We start from the raw sequence: 16,656 nt of genomic DNA on the forward strand, positions 1-16,656 counted from the left end.
CCCTTCGCCTCGCTGTTCTAGGGGGTTGAGTGGTCGTTTTTTGTCGTGCTGGCACCGCCAGCACGACAAAAAACGACCACTCAACCCCCTACGTCAACGGCGGCGGGGGAGGGCGCCCTTGTCGGCGGGTGGTGGCAAACTAGGGCAATGGTAGTTTTCCGGCCGGCACCCGACGAGGCACTTTCGTCGACCCGCACCGACGACTACGCGCCCCTCGCCCTCGCCGCGCCGCCGAGCGTCACGAACGCTGCGACCGAAGAGATCGAGGCGAGCCTGCGCGCGCTGAGCGAGCGCGCATCCTTCACCGTCTCTGAGACGACGCCGGCGAGCGAGCCCACCGCGCCCGCGAGCGGCACGCTGTGGCGCGCCGGCCTCGTCGACGAGCTGCTCAACCCGCGCCCGACCGGCGAGCTCGCCGCGCGCGTCGTCTGCGCCGACTCCGACCGCGAGGAGTGGCTGCGCCACCGCAAGGTCGGCATCACCGCGACCGACGCCGCGCGGCTCGCGACCCCCGCATCCGTTCGCGCCGTCGTGAACGACAAGCTCTACGGCGGCAGCTTCACCGGCAACGCGTTCACCGAGTACGGCAAGAAGCGCGAGCCCGAGATTCAGAAGTGGGTGCGCGAGCAGCACGGCATCGGCAGCTGCGGCTTCCTCATTCGCGCCGCCGAGAACCCGCGCCACCTCGCGACGCCCGACGGCCTCGCGCAGCGCGGCGGCGAGTCGCTGCTCGCCGAGATCAAGACGACGAACAAGTCATGGGCGAAGATTCCCCGCAACTACCTGCGCCAGGTCTACTGGCAGCAGTACGTCGTCGCCGCCGAGCGAACGCTGTTCGTGTGGGAGCACCACAAGAACTTCGTCGTGCAGGATGCGGAGCCCCGCGCCGTCTGGATCGAGCGCGACGACGCCGAGATTGCCCGACTTGTGGGCCTCGCCAACGAGGTGCTGGAGCGGCTCGCGCTCGCGTAGCTATTCGTCCTTGGCTGGGGTACCCCACTTGAGCTGGTGCCGTAGTTGTTCTCGCAGCGGCCGCTGACCATTTACCGCCACAGATGCACCTGCGGAAGTCTCTGCGTCAGAGGGTACGGAGGCCACATCGGCAGGCGCGGGATGCGTCGCCATCTTTGCCGCCGACGCTGGCGTAGGAGCCGCATCGGCAAACCTGCCACGTCGGCTATCCCAAACCCTAATCGTCTGAGGAAGGGACGCCTTTGGATTGGTTGTCTTCGGCGACGCTACCTCGGGAGGGGCCGCTTGCCCATTCACTGTCGGTGGTGACGTTGGCGCCGGCAGCACCGGTGGCACGGGCGGTACCGGTGGAACGGGTGACACCGACGGCACCGGCGGCACGGGCACCTGCTCGGTGGTCTTGTCCTCCCGAGGTAACTTGCGAACACTGCGTTTCACGGGCGATGTCTTCGACGCTCGTGCCGCCGCGCGACGCTCGTTCGCGTACTGCCGTCGCAGTTTGGCGGGCGAAATGAACCCCGAAGTATCAGCGTCTGCGCGTGGGTCGGATGCAACCATCGCTTTTGCCTCGGTTGGTTCGAACGGGGAAATTCCCATGAGTGCACGAATCTCCGGAGCCGCTTGGAGTGTTTCTAGCGCCCTTCGCTGTAATTGACGGGCACGTTCGCGAGTGACGCCGAGGTGATTCCCGACTTCTTCCAGGGTCAAAGGCTCGGCGAGTTCGGTACCCATGCCAAACCGCATCCGCAGTACTTCTTGCTCGCGCACTGGCAAGACCATGCTCATTACGCGGTGCAGAACAGTGTGGGTACTCTCGGATTCAATCCGTTCACCAAATTGCTCATCATCGGTGTAGGTCAGCTCAAGGCGAAATGCGTCGACGTCAGCAAGCGGTGCAATCACCGGGCGCAGTTGGCGGACTTTCTCGAGAGACATGTCCGCAACCTTCGCTACTTCCTCATCCGTCGGGGGTGATGCAGTAACACTGGCCCCGGCAACTTCGCGGATTGCAAGTTCGATAGCTCGCGCTGAGTCAAGCGCGTGAATAGGTATACGAATTTCTCGGTCCTGGTCGCCGGCGGCACGGTCACAAGCTTGTCGGATCCAATGCGTCGCATACGTCGAGAATTTGGTGCCTCGATTGTGGTCAAACAATTTGAGCGCGTGAATCAGCCCCAGGTTACCGGCCTGGACCACATCGAGAAATTTCATGTGCCTCAGATGCCAGTACTTGCGCTTCGCGATGCTGACGACGAGGCGGAGATTTGACGTGATGAACGTGTCTCGTGCGCGCTGGCCTTGCCGTATTGCGCGACAAAGGGCATGTAATTCCGCGCGGGTGGCAGGTGTCGATTCGTCGAGCTGTTTCTGCGCCGCTTCGCCCGCCCTAATCTGTTCAGTAAGTCGCCACTCATCCTCCGCCTCGAGTAACGGGAATCTGCCGATGATGCTCAAGTAATCCTTGACCGCATCCGGCCGCGCCCCAACGATGCGGGATGTGGTCGGAAAGTCGATTTCCTCCGAATCCCTGAAGCGCAGGGTGCCCAGCTTGTCAGCGACGACCGGCGCGGGTTGGTCATAATCCCGATCACCGGGTTGCCCGTCGGCGGGGTGATCCGACGGCCGCGCATTACAGGCGCGAACGATTTCTTGCGCATCACCGTCCGACGTTGCGGCAGCAAAGCTCGGCACATTCCGTGCATCCATTTCCGGGCTCAGGAACTCAACAACGTGCTTGAGTCCGGAGTCCTCGCGCAGATCGAACTCCGCAGCTTCGACCGCAAGCGGCCGAAGCTCATCGAGCAGGCTCGGCTCCATTTGGCGTGTTCGCGGGTCTTCCACCGAGTCGGCCAGCACCAACACCGCGAATCGGGCTATGCCTCCCGACGCCTTCTTACGAAGCACGCGTCCCAGTCGTTGAATCATCTGGCGCCGTTGACGAGTCGACGAGACCACGATGCCGAGGTCGACCTCTGGCAAATCGACGCCTTCATCAAGGATGCGCGGCGCGGCGAGCGCTTTGACCTCACCGTTGCCGAGCAGACGGAACGCTTCGCTGCGATCTTCCGCATCGGTGTCGGCGCAAACGGCCGTTGAACTCGCACCACGGTCGCTTAACAAACTTGCAATGGTACTCGCAATTTCAACTGTCTGCGTGAATACCAGCGTGCCGTTGGATGCTGCAATCACCGGTGTGAGCTCGCGGATGACCAATTGTTTTTGCGCGCTGGCCGACATAAGCCGAGTTCGATCGGCAAATGATTTCAAGAACCAGCGTGCATTGCCGCTCCGACGATCTTCGCGATCTTGCGCGAGCTGGGTTACCGCGCGAATAAAATCCCCGAAAGGTTCCATCGGAACAGCTCCACGGAGCTTGCTCCGTGCGTCACTCATGTTGTCGGTGAGTTCTTCGTATGCGGCAAACTCACGCGAAGTGAACGGCACCCGCACCCACGCAATCTTGAATGGGGCAATGAGTTCTTCGCGCACTGCACGCGAGAAGTCCAAGGAAAAACAGGTCCGCTCGAAGAATTTCGCGAGACGTTCGTCGCCAACATCTCCACGCTCAAGGGTCGCGGTCAGACCAAGGCGTATTGGGTAGTCCTCGGGGCGAAGGCCCTCGCTGTATTTGGGGGCTCCGTAGGTGTGGCATTCGTCGGCCAACAGGAGGGCCTTTTCGCCCTTTCTGAGCATCGACTGTCGAAACGCAGATTGGATCGTGATGACAGTGACGTCCCAATCACCGTGGGGGTCGCGGCGCGTAGATACCATGATGCCAGGTAGGTGCTCGTGTATTTGCGCAACCCACTGGTCTTGGAGAGCGATCGTTGGCACGTACACCACGCTCCGCATCCCAAGTTCCTGCGCATCCCGGAGCGCTGCGAGTCCAACTCTCGTCTTGCCCGTGCCAGTGACGGCCTCGACCACACCGATTCGCTTCGCGTCACGCCAGCTGCTGAGCGCTTCTTGCTGCCAAGCGAATAACGAGAGATCGGGTCGGGACTCGCGTTCGGCCGCCGCCGCGCGTTGTGCTTCGCGAAGCTGGCGGATGCGTCGCAGCTTCGCCTCAGCTTCGCGCTCTTCTTGCTCGAGGAGCTGCTCAATCTGCTCGGGAGTTAAAGAACCAAGCTTCATCGCAAGGTAGTCACCAGGAGTCATGGTCGGGCCCTTCGGAGGACTAATCGGAGCGGTATCTCTCCGTTGTCCAGATCCTAGATCGACCTAGCGACATCAATGGTTTCCCATCAGTGTCACCGCGAACTACGGCAGCTGCATCGCCGGCGTCACGCGAAGCAACCCCTGCATCGCGCCGATTGGCTCGAGCCAGACTTTGCCCGCGAATGACTTCGCCGGGTCGAGCAGCAGCCCCGCCTTCATGCCGATGAAGGTTATGGTCATGTGCGCGCGCAGCACCGCATCCGGGTCTGGCACCCTGCCGTCGTCGGGGTCGATGCCCGAGGGAATGTCGACCGCCATCACGAGTGGGTCGGCCTCGGCGATGGCCGCCTTCACCGCGACGATCACCGAACGCACCGGCTCGCGTAGCGCCGGTGATCCGCCGGCTGCGACCCCCCCCAGTGCCGATCCCGAGCACGCCGTCGACCAGCACATCCGCGCCCGTAACCCGCGCCGCGACCGCGGCCGGATCCTGCTCGAACATGATCTCGGCCCCTGCATCCCGCGCGGCTTCCTCGGCCTGCGGATGCAGTTTGCCCGCAACCGCGATGACCTCGGCCCGCACGTCGGCCGCCGCGAGCAGCGATGCGGCGTACGTCGCATCCGCGCCGTTGTCACCGCCGCCCGCGAGGAACAGCACTCGCGCCGTCGCCGGGTCGGGCAGCACGCTCGTGATCTGGTCGGCGAGCGCCTGCGCCGCCCGCAACATGAGCGGCACGCCCCGCTGCAACAGCGGCTGCTCGGCCTCGCGAATCTGGGCTGCGGTGTATCCGGTGCGCATGCCTCCATCCTCCCACCGCGGCAGCGATGCGCAGGGCGAGGGCCGCGGGCGAACAGCTCAGCAGTTGGGAGGCATTCACGCTTCGGGATGCTGCTCTACCTGCCTCCCGTGGCGAAAACAGCTCCCGCGGCGCAGGAACGGAGGCGTTCGCGCCACGGGATATTGCTCTACCTGCAGCTCGAGGTACGAATAGCTCCCGCACGTGGTGAAGGGAGGGATACGCGCCCAGGGACGCTGCTCTTTATGCATCCAAAGGCGCGAACGCCCTTCCTTGAGGTGGAGCTTAAGACGAAGCCGCTCGGTGGTCCGCTCTGCCACGTCATGCAACCCAGCGGCTGGGCGCTGAGGCACGGGGTGGGCGGAATACGGCATAGCTTGTGCCGTACCGCCCCGCGGCAGGGTCGTACGGCACGCATGTACGCCACCTCCTCGCTTCGGGAGGTTGTGTCCGCATCATTGCTAGTGCAGGCAACAAACGCTTGCGCGGTCCGGATGCGCATGGCTAGACTAGAGGCAGCCTTAGACCGCTGGTGCTTGGCGTGTGCCCAATGAGTGCAACTCACGGGCCAGAGCCAAACGAAGGATCCGAAAGGACCACCCGCGTAGGACGACAGAGTACTTCGCTTACGACACGTTTGTGTCGGCATGCGCAACGCTCCGACGCCTACGTCGGAGCGTTTTTTCGTGTCAATCGTGCCTGGCGGTGGGATCCCGGCATCCGCCGAGGTCTTGCGTACAGACGAGAGGAGAACCATGGCGACCAAGGAGGCAACCGTCGCTGAGCTCGTGGAGCGATTCCAGGGCTCAAACGCCGTTGTGCTGACTGAGTACCGCGGTCTCACCGTTGCACAGCTCAAGGAGCTGCGCCGTTCGCTCGGTGAGAACGCAACCTACGCCGTGGCAAAGAACACGCTCGCCAAGATCGCAGCCAACAAGGCTGGGTTCGAGGGTCTCGACGACAACTTCGCTGGTCCGACCGCTATTGCGTTCGTCACCGGTGAGGTCGTTGACGCGGCCAAGGCACTGCGCGACTTTGCCAAGGACAACCCTCTCCTGGTGATTAAGGGTGGCTACTTCGACGGTAAGCCGCTCACCCCGGAAGAGGTCAACAAGCTCGCCGACCTCGAGTCCCGCGAAACGCTGCTTGGCAAGCTTGCCGGCGCGTTCAAGGCCTCGCTGTTCGGTGCCGCGTACATGTTCACCGCGCCCGCGTCGAAGGCGGTTCGTACCGTCGACGCGCTGCGTGCAAAGCAGGAAGAGACCGCGGAGTAGTCCGTCCCGGACCGCGGCATTTCATAACTAAGGAGAAACCCCATGGCTAAGCTCACCGCTGAAGAGCTCATCGAGCAGTTCAAGGAGCTCACCCTCATCGAGCTCAGCGACTTCGTGAAGCTCTTCGAAGAGACCTTCGAAGTCACCGCTGCTGCCCCCGTTGCTGTTGCTGCTGCCGGCGGCGCTGCTGCTGCTGACGCTCCGGCCGAGGAAGAGAAGACCGAGTTCGACGTCATTCTCGAGGCTGCTGGCGACAAGAAGATCCAGGTCATCAAGGAGGTGCGTGGTCTTACCTCGCTCGGCCTTGGCGACGCGAAGGCACTCGTTGACGGCGCTCCGAAGCCCGTCCTCGAGGGCGCAAGCAAGGAAGACGCTGAGAAGGCCAAGGAGGCCCTCGAGGCCGCCGGCGCCACCGTCACCGTCAAGTAGTTGCTCGCTGCGCACGCAGCTTGACGCTTCGCGCTGACCCTTTCGTCGGCGCACGACCTAGCGGGTCGAGACACTGTCTCGACCCGCTTCGTCGTTTCCGCATCGCGGTTCGGTGAACGCGCGATAACGATTCGTGCCGGTGAGCGATTTCGCTCTTGTCGCCGGCCGGATGCCAGGCGGAAGGTAGGTGTGTGCAGGGTTGGGGGATCCTGAGAATTCTGCGCGTCAAGCACGGATTCTCACGAAAGAAGCAACGATGCGCATGCTCGCAAAGCGAATCAGCGCGTTCGTAGGTGCCGTCGCGATAGGTCTGGGAGGCCTCTTCGTGGTGGCGACGCCGGCTGTGGCGGCTCCACTCGATACCAGCGTGCTGCACCGGCACGCCGAACCGCTCAGCGATACCGACGACGAGGCCACCGCCGGGCCGCTCGAGTCTGAACCGGTGGCGCCCGAAACGACTGAGGCCGAGGCTACGACCGAGCCTGCGGATGCGCCGGTCGAGTCGACCCCGCCAGCCGAGGAAACGACGGAGCCGGCCGAGACCACCGAACCCACCGACGAGCCGGGCGAGCCCGACGCGACCACGCCGCCGACCTCGACTGAGGGCCCGACCGAGGACGCATCCGACCTCGCCCTCATGCTTGGCTAGGCCACCTACACGCCCGAGCAATCGGCGAGCGGCATCACGTGGTCGGCGAGCGGTTTGAGCGAGGGTGACTCGTACTACCTCTACGTCGATGGGACCAGCGTGGGCGGCAGCGACGTCATGGAAACGTGCCCGATGCCGACGGCCACGCGAGTGGCGTGATCGGTTTCCAGGAGCTCCTTACCGACGGCAAGCCGTTCTTTGTCGAGGTGGCGACGGGCGTCGCAGCTCCCACAGGTGAATACACGCTTGAACTGCGCGTCGAGGATGCGGCGGGCGACCCCGTCGGGGCAGCCACGGCCACCTTCGTCGTCACTGATGCAGGGCCGACGACACCGTTTGACCCCAGCGTTTGGGTGCCGGACGCGACGGTGTCGCAGAGCGAGAGCGTCAGCGGCGTCTCGTACGGTGGCGACGGTTGGTTGGATGCAGGCATGATCGACGGGATGGTGACGCTGCCCAACGGATCGACCGTCACGCTGAGCCCAATTGAGCCCATGGCCGGTGGTCAGTTCGAAGACACGCTCGCGATCGACTGAGTCGTAAGTACGTAGAACCGATCGACGCGAAAGTGGCCAGGGCATTCGCCCCGGCCACTTTCGCGTCGACTGTCGCTTAGCCGATGCATACGCATAATGGAAGTCATTCCGTGGGTGCATGTGGAAACAATTACGTTACGAATCTGTTGCATCTGAGTGCCGGCTGTGAAACTTTGGACAGGTGCAGGGTTGGGGAATCCTGAGAATCTGCGCATACGCAACCGCAACCTCAATAAAGAGAAGAGACAACGATGACCGCTTTCTCGAAGCGCATTGCTGCCACTGCTGCCGCGGCAGCGCTGACCGCTGGTGGCGTGTTCGCCGTCGCCACGCCGGCATTCGCAGCGACCACCACGCCGACCGCGACCGACGAGGCTGTCGAGGCACAGCTCGTCGTCGACTCGTCGTCGCTGGAGTCTGGCACCACGGCCGTCAACTGGGCCGCGACCGGCCTTGAGCCCGGTGTCACCTACACGGTTGAGCTCGTCGCGCCGGAAGGCACCTCCGACGTGAAGGCGACTGATAACTCGTACGTGGTCGCGGACGACGGCACCGCCGCTGGCGAGCTCACTTGGGAAGACGACCCGGCGTTCACTGACGGCAACTACACCCTCACGGTGACCTCGACGACCGGTGACGCGCTCACGACTACCTTCGACGTCGGCCCACAGGCTACTGGGGATGTCGCACCGACGCCGACGGCGTCGCCGACCCCGACCCCGACCCCCACGGAGACGCCGACGGCGTCGCCGACTCCCGAGCCGACCGCGACCGCGACCCCGCAGTCCACGGACACCGAGACCCCGGCCTCGGCTGAGGCTGAAGAGGCCCCGGCGCTCGCGATCGAGCAGGACACCTACACCCAGAGCGAGACGCTCTCGGGCGTCAACTACGCAGGTGCAGGCTGGGCCCCGGGAGTTGAGATCACTATCGAGGTGACCGAGCCGAACGGTTCGACCACCGTCATCTCGCCGGTCGGCGACCCTGAGTCTGACATCGCGGTCGACGAGAACGGCGAGTTTGCCGGCACCGTCACCTACACCACCTACGAGGACACGAACGGCAACGGCCAGTACGACGCCGGCGAGCCTAGCTCGGCCCAGGTCCTCCCCATTGGTGACTACACCATCACCGCAACCCAGGAGGACGTCACCGAGACCATCTCGTTCTCGGTCGTTGCCGACGCCTCGGAGTCGATCCCGGCTTCGGACGGCGAGGACACCTCGAACAACGGCGGTAGCAACGGCGACTCGCTCGCCGTGACCGGTGCTGACGACGCTGCGCTGCTCGGCATGCTTGCCGGTGGCCTCGTGCTCGTCGCCGCCGGTGCGACCACCATGGTCGTGCGCCGCCGCCAGAGTTAGTAGCTCACGCGGTCTGGGCGGCTAACGCCCAAACTTGACGAAGGCGGGATGAAGTGTGAACTCTTCATCCCGCCTTCGTCGTTTCCGGACGGGGCGGGGTCAAAGAATTTTTATTACGACGCACGAAACACTGTGAAAACTCTCATAACCCGCTAATATATCGATTAGATAACTTTGCCTTTTCTGGATCGATGAGATTGGATAGCGACATGCCCGCATCACGGCGTGCCACCGGCGCACTCGCTCTTGCGGTCGCTGGCGTGTTCGGCAGCTTCGCGGTTGTCGGCCTGCCCTTCGATCCGGCTTCGGCGGCCGAACCGACGAGCGACATCAACCAGACCCAGCCGGTCGTGAACCTCGTCGCCGACGAGCCTGGTGCGACGACGTCGCCCAGCAGCGGTTCAGCGGTCACCGGTGTCTCGACCGAGCCCGGCGCAACCCCGGGCGCCGGCGATTCCGGCGCTGGCTCGAGCGGTTCCCCGACGGGCGGGGCTACCCCCACGAGCGACCCCGATCCGGGCGAGACGCCGCCGGTCGAGACCACCACGCCACCAACCGCAGAGCCGACGACGCCGGTGGAAACGCCCACGCCGACTCCTGACCCGACCCAACCTGTCCAGACGGGCGGCACGACGCCCGATCCTGGAGCGGGGGAGCCCGCGGCAGAGCAGCCTTCGGTAGACGCGCCGATCCGGCAGGAGCCGGGCGCCCCGACTGGAGCGCCCGAGGCTGGCGGCGAAGTCGGCGACAACATCGTGCCGGTCGAGCCGGGCCACCGAGGCAACCAGGACTCCGCGAATGGTGACAGGGGCACGCGACCGACCGTGAAGCCGAGCTCGACCGCCGGGCCGAGCTCAGCATCCGACGTCGATGTGTCGGCGCCGACGCCGTCGGCGACACCGCAGGCCGACGACCTCGCGAATACCGGTGTTAATGGCAACCTCGTTGCGGTCTTCTCGATAGCGGCGATCATCGTCGCGATCGGCACCATCCTGCTGCGACGTCGCAACGCCTGACCCTGCGTGGCGCGGACGGCCCGCGCATCTGTATGATTGGTCGATGTGCCACGTTCGCGTGCACAGCTGGAGGATTCGCCTAGTGGCCTATGGCGCACGCTTGGAAAGCGTGTTGGGTGCAAGCCCTCGCGGGTTCGAATCCCGCATCCTCCGCATTAGCTCCGGAGACGGCATGCCCATCTCAATCAATCTGCGATGCAGATTGCAAATCCCGCATCCTGCCCGCGAGACACTTCCAGCCGTGACGCAGATGACGTCGCGGCTCGATTTTGTTGTGAGCGCTACGACTGGGTGACGTCGAGGCTGAACTCGAGCTGGCCCTCCGACTCGACCTCGACGAAGCCGAGGCTCGGCGCATCCACGCCGTAGTCGGCGAAGGTGAGCGGCACCGTGCCGACGATCTGTGCGGTGTCACCGTCCACGACGACGTCGAGCGTGGCCGTCACGGTCTGCGAGACGCCGTGCAGAGTCAGCGTTCCGGTGACGTCGACCGACACGGTCTCGCCGCTCGTCACGTCGTCGGGCAGCTCGGTCGCCTCGGCGAGCTCGAAGGATGCGGTGGGGTACGTGCTCGCCTCCATCGCGTCGTTCACAAAGTAATCATCTCGGTTCGAATTGTCGGTGGCGATCGACGCGACATCGACCTCGACGGTGCCCTCGGTGAGGGTGGTGCCGTCGATCGTGAACGACCCCGACACCTCCTCGGTGCGGCCGACGACCGTGACGTCATCGCCCTGCAGCACCTCGTCAACGCGGTAGCCGGCGTAGCCGCTGTCGACGCTCCATTCGCCCGAAACGTTGTTCGATCTGCTCACGGCCGAGGCCGAAGTCGTCTGCGAGATCGACGGCGCCTCGATGTCGCTGCTGCCGCCGAACACGGCGCGATACATCGTGGGCGCGAGCAGCGCGCCCGCCACGAGTACGACAACGACACTGCTCACGACCCAGAGTGTGATCTTCTTGCCTCGACTCATGGGTGTGCGGGTGGCATCAGCCATGCGGAACTCCTTCAGCACGGCTCATGGCCGCGGGGTTGGGGGACTTTTCTCTCGTCGCAATCGAAGATAGGCAAGCGAAAAACGCCGCGGCTATGCGGATGCTATGAGTCGCCTATGCGGGCTGGCCTCCTGCGCCTACGCGTGCGGCAGCGACTCGTCGCGTCCGTAGCCGCCGGGCTCGAGCTGGAACGTGCAGTGCTCGATGCGCACCTCGAAGTGCTCGCGCACGCACTCCCGCAGCTCGCGCAACACGGTCTCGGTGTGCGCCTTGTTGAGGCACTCGTGCTCGACCTCGATGTGCGCCGTGAGCACGGGCAGCCCGGTGCCGATTGAAGTCACGTGCAGGTCGTGCACCTGCCGCACGTGGTCGTTCTTGAGCAGGTGCTGCCGCAGCAGGTCGAGGTCGAGGCCCGCAGGCACCGCCTCCATGAGCACGCGCACGCTGCGGCGCAGAATCGACACGGCGCGGGGCAGGATGAGCGTGGCGATGAGCAGGCCGGCGAGGGTGTCGATGGTGGTCCAGCCGGTCGCGGCGATGACGATCGCGCTGACGATCACGGCGACGGAGCCGAGGGCGTCGTTGATCACCTCGAGGAACGCGGCACGCAGGTTGAGGTTGTTGTTGCGCGAGGTCGCGAGAACGGAGATCGATGCGATATTACCGACGAGGCCGAGGATGCCGAACACGAGCAGGCCCTCACTCGGCACCTCGGCGGGCGCGAAGAGGCGCGCGATGCCCGAGACGATCGCGTAGGTGCCGACGGCGAGCAGCACGAGCGACTGCGCGGCCGCCGCGAGCACCTCGGCCCGCCGCAGGCCCCACGTGTGGGTCTGCGACGCGGGCCTGACCATGAGGTTCGCAGCCACGAGCGCGAGCAGCAGGCCACCCGCATCCGTGAGCATGTGCGCCGTGTCGACGAGTAGCGCGAGCGAGTTGGTGAAGATTGCGCCGATGAGCTGGGCGACAAACACGGTGGCGGTGATGCCGAAGGCGATCGCGAGCCGGGAGCGGCCCGGGGCTGCCGCATCCGACGGGCCGTGATCGTGATCGTGCACCGCAACCTCCGCGCAAATACATAAAGAATTACTTATATGTCACAGTAGCGCGGTGCGCGTGGTTCGGCCACCCCGATTCTGCCGCGCGAACGCTGGCCAGTAGGCTGTCTCGGTGAATTCCGTCGTTATCGCCGTCGTTGTCATGCTCGCGCTCTCGCTCGCGCGGGTGCATGTCGTGCTCTCCCTCTTTATTGGCGCGGTCGTCGGCGGCCTCGTGGGTGGGCTCGGTCTCGACGGCACGATGCTCGCGTTTCAAGATGGCCTCGGCGCCGGCGCGAAGATCGCCCTGAGCTACGCCCTGCTCGGCGCGTTCGCGATGGCGGTCGCGAACTCGGGCCTGCCGCGGCTGTTGGCGGATGCGCTCATCCGCCGGCTCGAGGGTGAGGGCGCGACCGCCTCGACCCGCACCGTGACGATTACGAAGTACGGCATGCTGACGGGCATCCTCGCGATGTCGGTCATGAGTCAGAACCTCATTCCGGTGCACATCGCGTTCATTCCGCTGCTCGTGCCGCCGCTGCTCAGTGTCATGAACAAGCTGCGCATCGATCGACGCCTCGTCGCCTGCGTGCTCACCTTCGGCCTCGTGACGACCTACATGTACCTGCCGTTCGGCTTCGGCAAGATCTTCCTCGAGGACATCCTGCTCGGCAACATTGCCAAGGCGGGCCTCGACACCACGGGCATTAACGTCATGGACGCGATGGCGATCCCGGCACTCGGCATGGTCGCGGGCCTGCTCGTCGCGGTGTTCGTGAGCTACCGCAAGCCGCGCGACTACGAAGACCTCCCGATCATCGGCGCGAACGTCGAAGAAGAAGCACACCCGACGCCCTACCGCGTGACCGTCTCGTTGCTTGCGATCGTCGCCTGCTTTGCGACGCAGCTCATCATGAACGCGGTCGGCGCGCAGGCCGACGCGCTGCTCGTCGGCGCCCTGCTCGGGCTCGCGATCTTCCTGCTCACCGGCGCCGTCAAGTGGCGTGAGGCCGACGACGTATTCACGCAGGGCATGCGCATGATGGCGCTCATCGGCTTCATCATGATCACCGCACAAGGCTTCGCCGCGGTGATGGATGCGACGGGTGACGTCGCGCCGATGGTCACGGCGGTCGAGCAGGTCTTCGGCGACAACAAAGCGATGGCCGCGTTCGCGATGCTCTTCGTCGGCCTCGTCGTCACGATGGGCATCGGCTCGTCGTTCTCGACGCTGCCGGTCATCACCACCATCTACGTGCCGCTCTGCCTCGCCCTCGGCTTCTCGCCGCTCGCGACGGTGTCGATCATCGGCACGGCCGGCGCGCTCGGCGATGCCGGTTCACCCGCATCCGACTCAACGCTCGGCCCGACCGCCGGTCTCAACGCCGACGGCCAGCACGACCATATTCGCGACTCGGTGATCCCGACATTCCTGCACTACAACCTGCCGCTGCTCGCGGCCGGTTGGGTGGCGGCGATGGTGCTCTAAGCCGCGCGCACCGGCAGGTCGTAGCGGCGGCGGATGCTCGAGCCGAGCTTGCGGATGTCGGCGCCGTACACGTGGATCGAGATCGCGAGCGAGTCGCCCGAGTTCCACACCTCGTGCAGATCACCGGGAGGCGCGAAGCCCTCGACGCTGCCGTGCAGGTTCACGCCAGTGCCGGTCTCGACGAGGTAGTCGCCGGCCGCATCATCGACGACGCGGTAACGCAGTTCTGACTCATTGCCCTCGTAGACGCCGACGACGCACCACGAGATGTGGTCGTGCACCGGCGTGCGCTGACCGGGCAGCCAGACGAGCGCGACGATCGAGAAGCTGCCGTCGTCTTCGACGTGCAGCAGGTTCTGCTGGTAGGCCTCGGGGTTGGATACGCGGGCCGACGCGGGCACGAGGCCGGGCACGCCGAGGTAGTGCTCAAGCACGCCAGCAACGGCCTGCGAGGTCGGGGCGGCCGCTTCGTCACGGGCGACGATCTCGCGGATCTTACTGACCAACTCTGCGCGCGCATCCGCCGCCGCATCTATCGTCATAGTCACTGCTCTTTCCTGGGCCGTCGCCCACGAGCAGGAGCCTACGCCGTTGGCGTGACCGGAAAAGTAAAGGACCCCCCGCGCACCCGCCAGAGCCTGGTTACCCTTGCTTCGTTTCCGACCTGGGGGAGTTGGCCTGGGTGGCGCCACGCGGGGAGCCGACTTGTAGTTTACCTGACGGTCGAGGAGGCGCGCACGTCGGGCGGGCCGCTACGCCGCAACAGCCCAGCCGCCGGTCGCCGGGCGTCGTTACGATGACACCGTGACCGCGAGCATTTACATCACGTCTTCCGAAGGTTTTTCCGGCAAGCAGGCCGTTGCACTCGGCGTGCTCGAGACCCTCACGCAGCACAGTGGCCGCGTGGGTCTGTTCCGCCCCGTTACGCAGAGCGCGACCCGCGACGACATCCTCAAGCATCTGCTCGAGCGCCTCGACCCGAACCTCGGCCTCACTCCCGAGCTCGGGGTTGGTGTGACCTACGACGAGGTGCACGCCGACGCGACGTCGGCGCTGGCGAAGATCCTCCAACGCTACGACGCGGTCGCGAGCCGCTGCGACGTCGTCGTGATTCTTGGCAGCGACTTCACCGACGTCGGGAACCCGGCCGAGCTCGACTTCAACGCCCGCGTCGCCGCGAACCTCGGCGCCCCGGTGCTGCTTGTGCTGACGGGGCTCAACCCGGACGACCGCAGCCCCCGCACGCCCGCCGAACTCGCGCAGGTGGCCGCGAGTACGTTGCCGGTGCTCGAAGCCGAGCACGCCCAGCTACTCGCCGTCGTGGTGAACCGCGTCGGCGAAGGTCACCTCGACGAGGTGCGCACCGGCGTGCAGGCGGCAGTGCGGGATGCCGAGGTCGCAGCCACCGCCGAGGTGCCGGTCTGGTGCCTGCCCGAGAATAAGGTCCTCAACGCCCCGAGTGTCGACGAGCTGCGCGCCGCGCTTGGCGCCGAGCTCTACTCGGGCGACGAAAAGCTGCTGGGCCGCGAGGTGCTGGGCATCACGGTGGCCGGCATGTCGATGGAGCACGTGCTCGAGCGCACCTTCGAGTCGGGCGTCGTCGTGGTTGCCGCGGACCGTACCGAGACGATCGTCGCGCTGCTGCTCGCCCAGCAAGCGCGCACGATGCCCTCGCTTGCGGCGCTCGTCGTCAATGGCCCGTTCGAGTTCTCGCCGATCGTCGAGTCGCTCATTCGCGGTGTCGACCTCGAGCTGCCGATGCTGCGCACGAACCTCGGCACCTACGAGACGGCGCAGCGCATCGTGAACACTCGTGGCCGCTTCCTTGCCTCAATGGTCCGCAAGGTCGACACCGCGCTCGCCGACTTCGCCGAGTACGTCGACCGGGATGCGCTGCTCGGCCTGCTCGACGTGCCGGAACCGAAGGTGGTCACGCCGCTCATGTTCGAGCACACCCTGCTCGCGCGCGCCCGCGCCGAACGCAAGCACATCGTGCTGCCCGAGGGCAACGACGACCGGATCCTTCAGGCTGCCTCGACGCTGCTCACGCGCGAGGTCGCCGAGCTGACGATCCTCGGCGACGAGCCGAGCATCCGCAACCGCGCATCCGAGCTCGGCCTCGACCTCGCCGAGGCGCACATCATCTCACCGCAGGACCCGGCCATGCTCGAGCGCTTCAGCGAGGAGTACGCGCGGCTGCGCGCCCACAAGGGCGTCACGATCGACCAGGCACGCGACCGGGTGCAGGACGTCTCGTACTTCGGCACGATGATGGTGCACCTCGGCCTCGCCGATGGCATGGTCTCGGGCGCGGCCCACACGACGGCGCACACGATCAAGCCGTCGTTCGAGATCGTGAAGACCCGTCCGAACGTGTCGATCGTCTCGAGCGTGTTCCTCATGTCGCTCGCCGACCGCGTGCTCGTGTACGGCGACTGCGCCGTGAACCCCGATCCGACGGCCGAGCAACTCGCCGACATCGCGATCTCGTCAGCCGAGACGGCGAAGCAGTTCAACATCGAGCCGCGCGTCGCCATGCTGAGCTACTCGACGGGCGACTCGGGCGCCGGCGCCGACGTCGACAAGGTGCGCGAGGCGACCCGCCTCGTTCGCGAGCGCGCGCCCGAGCTGCTCGTCGAGGGGCCGCTTCAGTACGACGCGGCGACCGACATGGCGGTGGCCTCGAAGAAGCTGCCCGGCAGCGACGTGGCGGGCCGGGCGACCGTGTTCATCTTCCCCGACCTCAACACCGGCAACAACACGTACAAGGCGGTGCAGCGCTCGGCGGGCGCGCTCGCGATCGGCCCGGTGCTGCAGGGGCTCAACAAGCCGATCAACGACCTCTCGCGCGGTGCGCTCGTGAGTGACATCGTGAACACCGTCGCGATTACGGCGATCCAGGCGCAGGCAGACGCGTAGGCCGCGGCCCCGCGACGAA

Annotated in this window: 14 protein-coding genes, 1 tRNA gene, 1 other RNA gene and 1 pseudogene; 10 read left to right on the forward strand and 7 right to left on the reverse strand. The window is 65.4% G+C overall.

Annotation, left to right across the window (positions count from 1 at the left end; translation table 11 throughout):
• The first annotated feature begins 147 nt into the window (after positions 1-147).
• Positions 148-972 carry a YqaJ viral recombinase family protein gene (locus EJL01_RS06695; RefSeq protein ID WP_125106796.1) on the forward strand — a complete coding sequence of 275 codons (825 nt, stop codon included), beginning with the start codon at positions 148-150 and terminating at the stop codon, positions 970-972.
• Here the strand turns inward: EJL01_RS06695 and EJL01_RS06700 are convergent, their stop codons facing one another.
• From EJL01_RS06700 to EJL01_RS13480, 3 genes and pseudogenes are all read right to left on the reverse strand, one after another.
• The gene (locus EJL01_RS06700; protein WP_125106797.1) at positions 973-4,131 is read right to left on the reverse strand and encodes a sigma-70 family RNA polymerase sigma factor; all 3,159 of its coding nucleotides are present in this window, start codon (positions 4,129-4,131) and stop codon (positions 973-975) included.
• Between the two features lie 102 nt (positions 4,132-4,233).
• Positions 4,234-4,650, reverse strand: coding sequence for an NAD(P)H-hydrate epimerase (locus tag EJL01_RS13475; RefSeq protein ID WP_413229374.1), 417 nt, complete (start codon positions 4,648-4,650; stop codon positions 4,234-4,236).
• A pseudogene (locus EJL01_RS13480) lies at positions 4,550-4,930 on the reverse strand (NAD(P)H-hydrate epimerase); the annotation flags it as partial. The gene EJL01_RS13475 and the pseudogene EJL01_RS13480, both read right to left, overlap by 101 nt.
• Positions 4,931-5,683: 753 nt before the next feature.
• On the opposite strand from EJL01_RS13480, the gene rplJ reads away from it, so the two are divergent.
• The 7 genes from rplJ to EJL01_RS06745 all read left to right on the forward strand — a co-directional run bounded on the left by rplJ (position 5,684) and on the right by EJL01_RS06745 (position 10,349).
• Complete coding sequence (rplJ, locus tag EJL01_RS06710; RefSeq protein WP_125106799.1) at positions 5,684-6,202, forward strand: 50S ribosomal protein L10; 519 nt, start codon at positions 5,684-5,686, stop codon at positions 6,200-6,202.
• A 42-nt stretch (positions 6,203-6,244) separates the two neighbouring features.
• Positions 6,245-6,631, forward strand: a complete 387-nt coding sequence (gene rplL, locus EJL01_RS06715; protein ID WP_125106800.1) for a 50S ribosomal protein L7/L12 — start codon at positions 6,245-6,247, stop codon at positions 6,629-6,631.
• 262 nt (positions 6,632-6,893) lie between these two features.
• Positions 6,894-7,280 (forward strand): hypothetical protein, encoded by a 387-nt coding sequence (locus EJL01_RS06720; RefSeq protein WP_164509740.1) that lies wholly within the window; start codon positions 6,894-6,896, stop codon positions 7,278-7,280.
• 125 nt (positions 7,281-7,405) lie between these two features.
• Positions 7,406-7,816, forward strand: a complete 411-nt coding sequence (locus tag EJL01_RS06725; protein WP_125106802.1) for a hypothetical protein — start codon at positions 7,406-7,408, stop codon at positions 7,814-7,816.
• 251 nt (positions 7,817-8,067) lie between these two features.
• Positions 8,068-9,180, forward strand: a complete 1,113-nt coding sequence (locus tag EJL01_RS13095) for a hypothetical protein (RefSeq protein ID WP_206427685.1) — start codon at positions 8,068-8,070, stop codon at positions 9,178-9,180.
• A gap of 209 nt (positions 9,181-9,389) precedes the next feature.
• Positions 9,390-10,196 (forward strand): LPXTG cell wall anchor domain-containing protein, encoded by an 807-nt coding sequence (locus tag EJL01_RS06740; protein ID WP_125106805.1) that lies wholly within the window; start codon positions 9,390-9,392, stop codon positions 10,194-10,196.
• A gap of 68 nt (positions 10,197-10,264) precedes the next feature.
• Positions 10,265-10,349, forward strand: a tRNA-Ser gene (locus tag EJL01_RS06745).
• Positions 10,350-10,477: 128 nt separating this feature from the next.
• Here the strand turns inward: EJL01_RS06745 and EJL01_RS06750 are convergent.
• Together EJL01_RS06750 and EJL01_RS06755 are read right to left on the reverse strand one after the other, a co-directional pair.
• Positions 10,478-11,194: a YceI family protein gene (locus EJL01_RS06750; protein ID WP_235988530.1), complete on the reverse strand. Its 717-nt coding sequence runs from the start codon at positions 11,192-11,194 to the stop codon at positions 10,478-10,480.
• A gap of 135 nt (positions 11,195-11,329) precedes the next feature.
• Complete coding sequence (locus tag EJL01_RS06755; RefSeq protein WP_125106806.1) at positions 11,330-12,250, reverse strand: cation diffusion facilitator family transporter; 921 nt, start codon at positions 12,248-12,250, stop codon at positions 11,330-11,332.
• Positions 12,251-12,362: 112 nt separating this feature from the next.
• On the opposite strand from EJL01_RS06755, the gene EJL01_RS06760 reads away from it, so the two are divergent.
• Positions 12,363-13,718: a Na+/H+ antiporter family protein gene (locus EJL01_RS06760; protein ID WP_125106807.1), complete on the forward strand. Its 1,356-nt coding sequence runs from the start codon at positions 12,363-12,365 to the stop codon at positions 13,716-13,718.
• Here the strand turns inward: EJL01_RS06760 and EJL01_RS06765 are convergent.
• Both EJL01_RS06765 and ffs read right to left on the reverse strand, forming a co-directional pair.
• Positions 13,715-14,260 (reverse strand): cysteine dioxygenase family protein, encoded by a 546-nt coding sequence (locus EJL01_RS06765; RefSeq protein WP_125107441.1) that lies wholly within the window; start codon positions 14,258-14,260, stop codon positions 13,715-13,717. The genes EJL01_RS06760 and EJL01_RS06765 overlap by 4 nt on opposite strands.
• A gap of 66 nt (positions 14,261-14,326) precedes the next feature.
• An RNA gene (gene ffs, locus EJL01_RS06770) (signal recognition particle sRNA small type) lies at positions 14,327-14,423 on the reverse strand.
• 99 nt (positions 14,424-14,522) lie between these two features.
• On the opposite strand from ffs, the gene pta reads away from it, so the two are divergent.
• Positions 14,523-16,637, forward strand: a complete 2,115-nt coding sequence (gene pta, locus EJL01_RS06775) for a phosphate acetyltransferase (RefSeq protein ID WP_125106808.1) — start codon at positions 14,523-14,525, stop codon at positions 16,635-16,637.
• The last annotated feature ends 19 nt before the right edge of the window (positions 16,638-16,656 follow it).

The sequence above is a fragment of the Gulosibacter massiliensis genome, assembly GCF_900626105.1.
Lineage (GTDB): Bacteria > Actinomycetota > Actinomycetes > Actinomycetales > Microbacteriaceae > Gulosibacter > Gulosibacter sediminis.

What these genes read in the sequence shown, in the direction of transcription:
- EJL01_RS13095 (WP_206427685.1), top strand. Translation starts at nt 8,068, where the DNA reads ATGACCGCTTTCTCGAAGCGCATTGCTGCCACTGCTGCCGCGGCAGCG.
- EJL01_RS06700 (WP_125106797.1), bottom strand. Translation starts at nt 4,131, where the DNA reads ATGACTCCTGGTGACTACCTTGCGATGAAGCTTGGTTCTTTAACTCCC.
- EJL01_RS06720 (WP_164509740.1), top strand. Translation starts at nt 6,894, where the DNA reads ATGCTCGCAAAGCGAATCAGCGCGTTCGTAGGTGCCGTCGCGATAGGT.
- EJL01_RS13475 (WP_413229374.1), bottom strand. Translation starts at nt 4,650, where the DNA reads ATGCAGGGGCCGAGATCATGTTCGAGCAGGATCCGGCCGCGGTCGCGG.
- EJL01_RS06750 (WP_235988530.1), bottom strand. Translation starts at nt 11,194, where the DNA reads ATGGCTGATGCCACCCGCACACCCATGAGTCGAGGCAAGAAGATCACA.
- EJL01_RS06695 (WP_125106796.1), top strand. Translation starts at nt 148, where the DNA reads ATGGTAGTTTTCCGGCCGGCACCCGACGAGGCACTTTCGTCGACCCGC.
- rplJ (WP_125106799.1), top strand. Translation starts at nt 5,684, where the DNA reads ATGGCGACCAAGGAGGCAACCGTCGCTGAGCTCGTGGAGCGATTCCAG.
- EJL01_RS06740 (WP_125106805.1), top strand. Translation starts at nt 9,390, where the DNA reads ATGCCCGCATCACGGCGTGCCACCGGCGCACTCGCTCTTGCGGTCGCT.
- rplL (WP_125106800.1), top strand. Translation starts at nt 6,245, where the DNA reads ATGGCTAAGCTCACCGCTGAAGAGCTCATCGAGCAGTTCAAGGAGCTC.
- EJL01_RS06765 (WP_125107441.1), bottom strand. Translation starts at nt 14,260, where the DNA reads ATGACGATAGATGCGGCGGCGGATGCGCGCGCAGAGTTGGTCAGTAAG.